The sequence below is a fragment of the Virgibacillus sp. GM2-2 genome (assembly GCF_055329585.1).
Window position 1 is genome coordinate 1 of record NZ_JBUZWC010000160.1, and the last position, 237, is coordinate 237.

General features: G+C 40.1%; 1 protein-coding gene. It reads left to right on the forward strand.

Annotated elements, in window-relative coordinates:
* Nucleotides 1-74: 74 nt before the first annotated feature.
* Nucleotides 75-237: hypothetical protein (locus tag ACY9Z2_RS19370; RefSeq protein WP_463611305.1), on the forward strand; the 163-nt coding region annotated here is incomplete at its 3' end.

Consider the following 237-nt stretch of genomic DNA (forward strand, 5'->3'; position numbering starts at 1 on the left):
GTTTTAAAGAAATATAACGGGAATAATAAGTAGAGAACAGTAACTGCCGTTCTTTACAGGAAAGGAGATATCAAATGACTCGTGTTGGATTTCTGTACACAAGGTTGCGTCTGGAAGAGAAACATTTATTGGATGAATTTCAAAAGCACAAAGATGTGGAGATCGTTCGCGTCAATGACGGCGATCTGTATTTTGACATTTCACATGTGGAGCCTGTGGATGTTCTGTTCGAGCGCT